The organism is Micromonospora sp. S4605 (genome assembly GCF_003176715.1).
GTDB lineage: Bacteria > Actinomycetota > Actinomycetes > Mycobacteriales > Micromonosporaceae > Micromonospora > Micromonospora echinaurantiaca.
The window spans coordinates 1-8,999 of record NZ_QGSW01000363.1 but is presented as its reverse complement, the minus strand read 5'-3'; the positions used below and the strand labels follow the sequence as shown (position 1 = coordinate 8,999).

Annotated in this window: 7 protein-coding genes and 1 pseudogene; 7 read left to right on the top strand and 1 reads right to left on the bottom strand. The window is 76.1% G+C overall.

Translation table 11 applies throughout. From position 1 onward, the window contains the following. From DLJ47_RS30600 to DLJ47_RS30590, 3 genes are all read left to right on the top strand, one after another. Positions 1-1,306, top strand: a 1,306-nt coding sequence (locus DLJ47_RS30600; protein WP_109905215.1) for a S1C family serine protease, incomplete at its 5' end; no start/stop codon positions are given. A 174-nt stretch (positions 1,307-1,480) separates the two neighbouring features. After that, on the top strand, positions 1,481-2,152 hold the full coding sequence (locus DLJ47_RS30595) for a BON domain-containing protein (protein ID WP_109905213.1): 672 nt from the start codon (positions 1,481-1,483) through the stop codon (positions 2,150-2,152). Between the two features lie 188 nt (positions 2,153-2,340). Continuing rightward, the gene (locus DLJ47_RS30590; RefSeq protein WP_109905218.1) at positions 2,341-3,402 is read left to right on the top strand and encodes a glycosyltransferase family 4 protein; all 1,062 of its coding nucleotides are present in this window, start codon (positions 2,341-2,343) and stop codon (positions 3,400-3,402) included. 64 nt (positions 3,403-3,466) lie between these two features. Here the strand turns inward: DLJ47_RS30590 and DLJ47_RS30585 are convergent, their stop codons facing one another. Then, complete coding sequence (locus DLJ47_RS30585) at positions 3,467-4,888, bottom strand: serine/threonine-protein kinase (RefSeq protein WP_109905216.1); 1,422 nt, start codon at positions 4,886-4,888, stop codon at positions 3,467-3,469. A 131-nt stretch (positions 4,889-5,019) separates the two neighbouring features. On the opposite strand from DLJ47_RS30585, the gene DLJ47_RS30580 reads away from it, so the two are divergent. The 4 genes and pseudogenes from DLJ47_RS30580 to DLJ47_RS30565 form a co-directional block, all read left to right on the top strand. Continuing rightward, positions 5,020-5,853 (top strand): patatin-like phospholipase family protein, encoded by an 834-nt coding sequence (locus tag DLJ47_RS30580; protein WP_088992138.1) that lies wholly within the window; start codon positions 5,020-5,022, stop codon positions 5,851-5,853. Continuing rightward, entirely contained in the window at positions 5,853-6,869 is a 1,017-nt protein-coding gene (locus DLJ47_RS30575) for a 1-acyl-sn-glycerol-3-phosphate acyltransferase (protein WP_109905211.1), read from the top strand. Before DLJ47_RS30580 ends, DLJ47_RS30575 begins: the two co-directional genes overlap by 1 nt. 9 nt (positions 6,870-6,878) lie before the next feature. Beyond that, entirely contained in the window at positions 6,879-7,196 is a 318-nt protein-coding gene (gene cutA, locus DLJ47_RS30570; protein WP_109905209.1) for a divalent-cation tolerance protein CutA, read from the top strand. A 47-nt stretch (positions 7,197-7,243) separates the two neighbouring features. Next, positions 7,244-8,999, top strand: a pseudogene (locus DLJ47_RS30565) (SCO7613 C-terminal domain-containing membrane protein); the annotation flags it as partial.

Here is an 8,999-nt window from a genome sequence, read left to right as displayed (position 1 = left end):
CGCCCCCTCCGCCGCCCCGTACCAGCCGACCTCCGGTCAGCCGGGCCACGCCCCGGCCGGCGGCCACCCGTACCCGGCCGGCGGGCCCGGCCACGGCCACCCGGGCGCTGGCGGCTACCCGGGCGGCCCCTGGTACTCCGGGCAGCACTCCGGCTGGGCCGGCGGGGGCCAGCCGGGCGCCCCCGGACCGGTCTTCCCGCAGCAGCACCCGGGCCAGCCGACCCCGCCCTGGGCGCCGGCGCACCCCGCGCCGCGACCCGGCCGGATCGCCAAGTTCGCCGGTGCGGGCGTCGCGGTGCTGGCGCTGATGCTCGGCTCCGGCGTCGCCGGCGGTGCGCTGGCGCTCGCCGTGGACGGCGACTCGGGTGGGATCACCCGCACCTACTCGGCCGCGCCCGTGATCAACGGCGCGGACCTGCCGCGGATCGCCGCCTCGGTGCAGGACAGCGTCGTGTCGATCACCACCGACAGCGGCGAGGGATCGGGCGTGATCCTCACCGACGACGGCTACGTGCTGACCAACAACCACGTGGTCGCCGCGGCTGGCGGGAACAGCGTCCGGGTGGTCTTCGCCGACGGCAAGAGCGCCCAGGCGCGGATCGTCGGCACCGACCCGAAGACCGACCTGGCCGTGGTGAAGGCCTCCGGGGTCAGCGGCCTGCAGCCGGCCACCTTCGGCGACAGTGACGCCATGCAGGTCGGCGACCAGGTGCTCGCGCTCGGCAGCCCGCTGGGCCTGCAGGGCTCGGTGACCGCCGGCATCCTCAGCGCGCGGGACCGCACCATCCAGGCCGGCAGCGGTGAGCAGCGGCAGAACCCGAGCCAGGGAGCCAGCTCGATCTCCGGGCTGTTGCAGACCGACGCGCCGATCAACCCGGGCAACTCCGGCGGCGCGCTGGTCAACACCCGCGGCGAGGTGATCGGCATCAACACCGCGATCGCCACCGCCGGGCAGGGCAGCGGCAACATCGGGGTGGGCTTCGCCATCCCGAGCAACAAGGCCAAGGACGTGGCCGGCAAGCTCCAGCGCGGCGAGAAGGTCAGCCACCCGTCGCTGGGGGTGAGCGTCAACGCCGCCCCGGACGGCGGGGCGCTGGTCGCCGCCGTCACCCCGGGCAGCGCCGCCGAAAAGGCCGGCCTGCGCCAGGGCGACGTGATCACCCGGTTCGGCGACAAGGTGATCAACGACTCCAACGACCTGGTCGGCGCCGTGCAGGCCGGCAAGGTCGGCGACCGGGTCGAGGTGACCTACCAGCGAAACGGATCCGAGTCGACGGCAACCGTGACGCTCGCCGAAGCGTCCTAATCCGTACCGAGCCTGCCTCCTCCCATGGGCGGCGGGTGACGGGGCCAAGGGGGTTGGCTCCGTCACCCGCCGCCCGCTCCTGTCTCCGGCGGTTCACCCGGTCCGGGTGAACCGCCGTCACCCACCGCGCCGGCACCGTCGGCAGGAGACCCGGCAGGCGTACGGGAGGGTGCGATGACCACGGCAGCGACCGTCCGGACCGACGCGCAGATCCAGCGGGACGTGCTCGAGGAACTGGCCTGGGACGTCCGGGTGCAACCGAATGACATCGGCGTCACGGTGCGGGACGGCGTGGTGACGTTGACCGGCTGGGTGGACAGCACCGCGGCGAAGTGGGCGGCCGAGCGCTGCGCGCAGCGGGTCCGCGGCGTGCGGGTGGTCGCCGACGACGTCGAGGTCCGGTTGCCCGGCTCGGCTGAGCGGACCGACGAGGACATCGCCATCGCGGTCAGCCGGGCCCTGGAGTGGGACAGCTTCGTCCCGGCCGAACGGTTGGACGTGACGGTGGCCAACGGCTGGGTGATGCTCCGCGGGGTGGTGGAGTTCGGCTGGCAGCGGCGTACCGCCGAGCGCGAGATCCGCCGGCTGCGCGGTGTCCGCGGGGTGACCAACCTGGTCGAGGTCCGCCCGGCCACCCGACCGGACGCGGAGCGCACCCGGCGGGACATCCAGCGGGCGCTGGCGCGGGGTATCGGCACCGAGCGGGTCACCGTGACGCTGGACGGCGACACCGTCGTGCTGGAGGGCGTGGTCCGCTCCTGGTGGGAACGGGACCAGGCGGAACGGACGGCCTGGTCGGCCGAGGGGGTGGCGGCGGTACGGGACCACCTGCTGGTGGGTGGGTGAGCGCCCCCGGATGTCCGGTTTAGCGGGATCACCACCGGGAATGCGCCACCGATCCGGTTGACCGGGCCGGTCGAGGCGGCGCCGACCGGCGGACGGCCCGTGCATCGAGGGGGACGGACGGGGGAGGATTCGTGGCCCTGAACCACCTGTCGGCCGACCGATCGCGGGAGCGGCCCCTGCGGATCGCGATGGTGGTCCCGCCGTGGCTGTCGGTGCCCCCGCCCGGGTACGGCGGGCTGGAACAGGTGGTCGCGGTGCTGGTGGACGCGCTGGCCGCGCGCGGCCACGCGGTGACCCTGTTCGGGGCGGGGCGGGAGCACCGGGCCGCCGCCGAGGTCGTCTCCACGGTGCCCGACCTGCAGTTCGACCGGCTCGGCGAGGCGCTGCCCGAGTTGGCCCACCTGGCCCGGGTCAACCAACTGGTGACCGCCGCCGACTTCGACGTCATCCACGACCACACCACCATCGGCCCGCTGGTCGCCGGCCGGCGGGCGGTCCCCACGGTGGCGACCGTGCACGGCAACCCGGTGGGCGAGTACGGGACCGTGCTCAGCGACACCGACCGGGGCGTCGGACTGGTGGCCATCTCGCACGCCCAGCGGCGGCTGAACCCCCGGCTGCCCTGGGTGGGCACCGTGCACAACGCGATGGACGTGCGCGGCGTGCCGAGCAAACGCGCGCCCAGCGACGGGCCGGTGCTCTGGCTGGCCCGGTTCAGCCCGGACAAGGGGCCGGACGTGGCGATCCGCGCCTGCCGCGCGGCCGGCCTGCCGCTGGTGCTCGCCGGCAAGTGCAACGAGCCGCCCGAACGCCGCTACTACCAGGAGGTCGTCCGTCCGATGCTCGGCGAGGACGTGACGGTGGTGCTCGACGCCGACCGGGACGCCGCGCTGCGGATGCTGGTGGACGCCCGCTGCCTGATCATGCCGATCCAGTGGGAGGAGCCGTTCGGCATGGTGATGGTGGAGGCGATGGCGACCGGCACGCCGGTGGTGGCGTTGAACCGAGGCGCGGTGCCCGAGCTGATCCGGCCGGGGGTGACCGGGCTGATCTGCGACCGGGAGGAGCAGCTGCCCGACGCGGTGCGGGAGGCGAGCCGCCTCGACCCGGCCGACTGCGTGGCGCACGTCGCGGAGCACTTCTCCACCGAACGGATCGCGATCGGCTACGAGGAGGTGTACCGGCGGTTCATCGCTGCCAGGGTGCCGCACACCGGCATCCGCGAGCCGGTCCGGGCCGCCCCGGGCTGAGCGCGACAGGCCGGGTGCGGCGGGCTGGCTGCGGCGGCGGGCGCCGTGTCCGGCGGCACGACGCTCAGACGCGCACGGCGGCCAGGTCCGCGATCGCCGAGTCGAGCCGGCGGGCGTACCCGGGGGTGATGCCGCCCTCGCGTACCCGGGTGGCCACCTTCTCCCGCAACCGGGTCACCGGCCCGGTCAGGTCGGCCGGCCTGGAGCCCACCGCGGCGGTCAGGTTCCGCAGCTCGTTGCGCAGGTCCAGGCCGACGTCGGCGCGGATCTCACCGCCGTCGAGCCCCGCGCCGATCAGCCCGTCGAGCCGGTTGGCGACGGTCAGCAGGCTGGCCGGCCCGGGTAGCGCGCGGGTCGGTTCGGGACGCCCCGGCGAGGCCGGTGCCGACGTGCCAGCAGGCGCGGCGTCCGGTACGGCGGGCGAGGGCTGCCCGGTCGGCGACGTGGTGGGCAGCGCCACCGGCGGCGGGTCGCCGTCCGGCCACAGCGCCGGCCCGGCCAGCCCCACGGCGGCCGCCAGCACCACCGCCGCGACCAGGACGGGCCGTGGCACCCGGCGGGCGGAGGCCGGGGCCGCCGGAGTCGGTGCGGCCGGGGCCAGCGCGGGCAGCGTCACGGTCGGCGCGAGCATGGTGGCCGCCTGCGGATCGGCCGGGAGCAACTGGTCGCGCAGTCCGCTGGCCACCTGGCGGGCGGTGGGCCGCGCGGCCGGGTCCCGGGTCAGGCAGCTCAGGCAGATCCGGGCCACCTCGGGCGGCAGCCCGGGCACCCCGGCCAGCGAGGGCGGCCGGCCCGCGGCCAGCGCGGCGCTGAGCTGGTCCCAGGTGTCGGCCGGGTACGGCACCCGACCGGTCAACGCCTGGTGGAGCAGCACGCCGAGGGAGTAGACGTCGGTGGCCGGCTGCGCGGGCGCCCCGTCGAGGCGTTCCGGTGCCACGTACGCCGGGGTGCCGAAGGTGTCGCCGTCCTCGTCCTCGTCCGGGGCGCCGACCCGGGTGGCGATGCCGAAGTCGAGCACCTTGGCCCCGGTCCGGGTCAGCATCACGTTGGCCGGGGTGATGTCCCGGTGCACGATGCCGAGCCGGTGCGCGGTGGCCAGCGCGTCGGCGACCTGGGCGCCCAGCTCCACCGCCTCCGACCACGGCAGCGGGCCCTCCGTCAGCCGCAGCTCCAGCTCCTCGCCGGTCAGCAGCTCCATCACCACGAACGAGGTGATCGAGCCGTCCGGGGCGACCGTCTCGCCGTAGTCGTGCACCGAGGTGACGTGCGGGTGCACCAGCTGGGCGGCGGAGCGCGCCTCGGTGCGGACCATGTCCCGGAACCGGGCGTCGGCGGCGAGCGACGGGGCGAGCACCTTCAACGCGACGATGCGGTCCAGCACCTCGTCGTGGGCGCGCCAGATCACCGACATCCCGCCGGCGCCGATCTGGTCGAGCAGCCGGTACCGGCGGGCCAGCAACCGGCCGGGGTGCAGCGCTGGCTTCACGGTTCGCACCTGCCTCGGGTGGGAGCGGTATCAGGTTGCGTGAATGTTTCCGGCCTGTCAACGGCAACCGGCCGGGGCCTGGCGGAGCCGCCGCGACGGGGCACCGGCGCGGCCGTGCCAGGATGAACGACATGGCGCGGGGACCGGTGGCGTTCGTGCTCGGCGGCGGGGGCGTCCTCGGCGCGGTCGAGGTGGGCATGCTGCGGGCGCTGTTCCGCGCCGGGATCCGGCCGGACCTGGTGCTCGGCACCTCGATCGGCGCGGTGAACGGCGCGCTGGTCGCCGCCGAACCGTCCGAAGCGGTCACCGACCGGTTGGTCCGGCTCTGGGCGTCCCCCGAGGCCAGCGAGGTGTACGGCGACTCGGTCGCCCGGCAGCTGCGCCGGTTCGCCGCACGCACCCATCTGCACTCGCCCCGCCCGCTGCGCAAGCTGCTCGAGAACGAGCTGGGCGCCGAGACCACCTTCGCCGACCTGCGGGTGCCGTTCCGGTGCTGCGCGGCGAACATCGAACGGGCTGCCGAGCACTGGTTCGACAGCGGGCCGCTGGTGCCGGCGGTGCTCGCCTCCGCCTCGGTGCCGGGGCTGCTGCCGCCGGCGCGGATCGGCGACGAGCACTTCGTCGACGGCGGGATCGTCAACTCGATCCCGATCGGCGAGGCGGTCGCCGCCGGGGCCGGGCAGATCTTCGTCCTCCAGGTGGGCCGGATCGAGCGGGAGCTGAGCCCGCCCCGCCGGCCCTGGGAGATCGCGCAGGTCGCGTTCGAGATCGCCCGCCGGCACCGGTTCGCCCGGGAGATGGCCGCGCTGCCGGACGGGGTGGAGGTGCACGTCCTGCCCACCGGTGGGCTGAACCCGCGCGACGACACACCCTGGGCGTACCGGGACATGGCGGCGGTGGGCCGGCGGATCAGCCGCGCGTACACCGCCTCCCGGCGCTACCTGGCCACCCAGCTGGAACGCTGATGCCGCTGCCGCCGCGGTGGGTCCGCCGGGTGCTGCTGGCGCCCGGGGTGGTGCTGCTCGCCTTCCTGGTGGTGACCACGCTGCCGGTCTGGGCGCTGCTCGCGGCGGCCGCCTCACCGCTGGTCCCGGGGCGACTGCGGCCGCTGCGGCTGCTCTGGCTCGGCTGCGTCTATTTGGTCTGGGACGCCGCCGCGCTGCTCGCGCTCTTCGTGCTCTGGCTCGCCTCAGGCTGCGGCTGGCGGGTCCGCGGCCCGGGCTTCCAGCGGGCGCACTACCTGCTCGCCGGGTGGTTCCTGCGGCTGCTGTTCTGGCAGGCCCGGTGGACGCTGCGGTTGCGCATCGAGGTGGTCGGCACCGACCCGGACACCGCCCTGCCGGGCCGGCCCGAGCTGGTGCTCTGCCGGCACGCCGGGCCGGGCGACTCGTTCATCCTGATCCACGCCCTGGTGAACTGGTTCCGCCGTGAGCCGCGGATCGTGCTCAAGGACAGCCTGCAGTGGGACCCGGCGATCGACGTGCTGCTCAACCGGCTGCCCAACCGGTTCATCGCGCCCGGTCCGGACGGGCGGGGGACGGTCACCGAGCAGATCGGGCACCTGGCCACCGGCCTGGACGACGACGACGCCTTCGTGATCTTCCCGGAGGGTGGCAACTTCACCCCGAAGCGCCGACTGCGGGCCATCGCCCGGCTGCGCTCGCTGGGGCTGGAGCGGATGGCACTGCGGGCGGAGCGGATGCAGCACGTGCTCGCGCCGCAGCCCGGCGGGCTGCTGGCCGCGCTGGACGCCGCTCCCGAGGCCGGGGTCATCTTCGTGGCGCACACCGGGCTGGACCGGATGCTCACCGTCGCGGACGTGTGGCGGGAACTGCCGATGGACAAGCGGATCGTGATGCGGTTCTGGTCGGTGCCGCCCGAGGAGGTGCCGACCGGTCGGCAGGAGCGCATCGACTGGCTGTTCGACTGGTGGCACCGGATCGACGAGTGGATCGCGGTCAACCGGGACGATCCCGCGTAGGGTGCGCTCGTGGAACAGATCTGCGTGGTGACGACGGTGGTGGACGCGCGGCCGGTCGCCGACGCGCTCGCCGGCGCGGCGGTCGACGCGCGGCTGGCGGCCTGTGCGCAGGTGGGCGGGCAGGTGGACAGCACCTACTGGTGGCGCGCCGCGGTGGAGACCAACGCCGAGTGGTCGGTGCAGTTCAAGACCACCGAGGATCGGGTGTCCGCGCTGGTCGACCAGATCCGCGCCGGGCACCCGTACGAGGTGCCGGAGATCCTGGTGGCCCGGGTGGAGAGCGACCCGCCGTACGCCGCGTGGGTGCGCGACCAGACCCGACCCTGAGTACGCGCACTCTGTGCGGCTGAGGTCCGGCCGCCGATGATGGCCGGGTGGAGAACACCGGCTACCCCTGCCCGGCCTGCGGCACGCCCGCCGACCTGCGCTCCGGCTGCTCCGGCTGCGGCCAGCCGCCGTACCCGCCGGCGGCCGAGGTGATCCGGCTCGACCGGGAGATCGTCGCGCTCGGCGCCGAGGCGGAACGGGTCCGGCAGACGTACCAGCAGCTGGTCGACCGGTTGGCGACGACCCGGCAGCGCCGGGACCGGCTGGCCGCGGCGATCCGCGCGCAGTTCCCGCTTGCGGTCGCCCGCCCGCCGGCCGTGGCCGGCGGGCCGCCACGGCCCAACCCGGCCGCGGCGGGTCCGCCGCCCGCCGTCGCGGGCCCGCCCGTCGTGGCCGGTCCGCCCGCCGGAGCGGGCGCACCCGTGGTGGTCGGCGCGCCGGAGGCCTCCACCCGCACCGTGCAGGGCCTGCTCTTCGTCCTCGGTGGACTGCTGCTCGGCACCGCCGCTGTGGTCTTCACGGCGGTGGCTTGGGCCGCCGTCGGGGTGGCCGGCCGGGCGCTGATCCTGGCCGCGGTGACCGCCGTGGCGCTGGCCGGGCCGCTGCTGGCCGTGCGGCGCGGCTTGCGGGGCACGGCGGAGACGTTCGCCGCGGTGGGGCTGCTGCTGGTGGTGCTGGACGGCTACGCCGCCTGGTCGGTGGACCTGTTCGGGGTGGCCGGCTGGCCGGGGACCCGGTACGCCGCGCTGGTCGGGGGGGCCAGCGCGGCGGCCGCCCTCGGGTACGCCCGGCTCAGCCGGCTCACCGTGCCGTGGTTCGCGGCGTTGCTGGCCGCCCAGCCGGTGCTGCCGCTGTTGTCGGTCGAGGCGCGGCCCGGGCCGGCCGGTTGGTCGCTGGTCTTCGTCGGGGTGGCGCTGCTGAACCTCGCCGTGCTGATGGCGTTGCGCGGCCGGGCCGCCGGTGCGGCGCTCGCCGGCCGGATCCTGGCCTGGATCGCGCACGCGGCCGCGCTGGTCGCGGCGGCCGGCTGCGCCCTGGTGCCGCTCGCGCTCGGTCGGGCCGCCGGCACGCCGCTGCTGGCCGGACTGCCGTTGCTGCTGGTGGCGTCGACCCTGCTGGGCGCGGCTCTGCTCACCGGCGGCCCGGTCTTCCGCGCGGTGGCCGCCGGGCTGCTGGTGCCGGTGCTGGCCGGCGCCCTGCTCCGGCCGGTGGCCGAGCTGCGGGAGTCGCTGCTGCTGGTGGCGGCGGCGCTGGTCGCGGCCGGGCTGGCCGCCGCGGTGCGGCTGCTGCCGGCTGGGACGCGCAGCGGCCCGCGGGTCGGTGCGCTGCTGGTGTCCGGCGGCCTGCTCCAGCTGACCGTGCTGATGGCCGTCGTGTTCGCGGGCGACGCGGTCGCCCGGTCGCTGCCGCCCTGGCGGGGCGCGGCCGTCGGGCCGGACTTCGCCTGGGGCTGGCAGCTTCCGGTGGCGGTGGCGCTCACCGTTGCCGCCGTGGCGTTGCTGCTGCCCGCGGCGGCGCGCCCGGCGGTGGCCGCGGCCGGGGTGGCGGCGGTCGCGCTCGCCCTGCCGGCGGTCGGGCCGACGCCCTGGCCGCTCGCGCTCGCCGTCGACCTGGCGGTCGGGGCGGTGCTGCTGGTCGTCGCGGCGGCCCGCGAGACCCGTTCGTGGACCGTGCTGACCAGGGCTGCGGCCGGAGCCGTGCTGCTCGGGCACGGCCTGCTGGTGGGGCTGGCCGCGCCCGCCGGGGCCGGGGCGGCGCTCGCGGTGACCCTGGTCGCCGGGGTGGCCGCGGCCGCCACCGGCC

Excerpts from the sequence above, each read along its gene's own strand:
- DLJ47_RS30580 (WP_088992138.1), top strand. The coding sequence starts at position 5,020 with ATGGCGCGGGGACCGGTGGCGTTCGTGCTCGGCGGCGGGGGCGTCCTC.
- DLJ47_RS30575 (WP_109905211.1), top strand. The coding sequence starts at position 5,853 with ATGCCGCTGCCGCCGCGGTGGGTCCGCCGGGTGCTGCTGGCGCCCGGG.
- DLJ47_RS30595 (WP_109905213.1), top strand. The coding sequence starts at position 1,481 with ATGACCACGGCAGCGACCGTCCGGACCGACGCGCAGATCCAGCGGGAC.
- DLJ47_RS30590 (WP_109905218.1), top strand. The coding sequence starts at position 2,341 with ATGGTGGTCCCGCCGTGGCTGTCGGTGCCCCCGCCCGGGTACGGCGGG.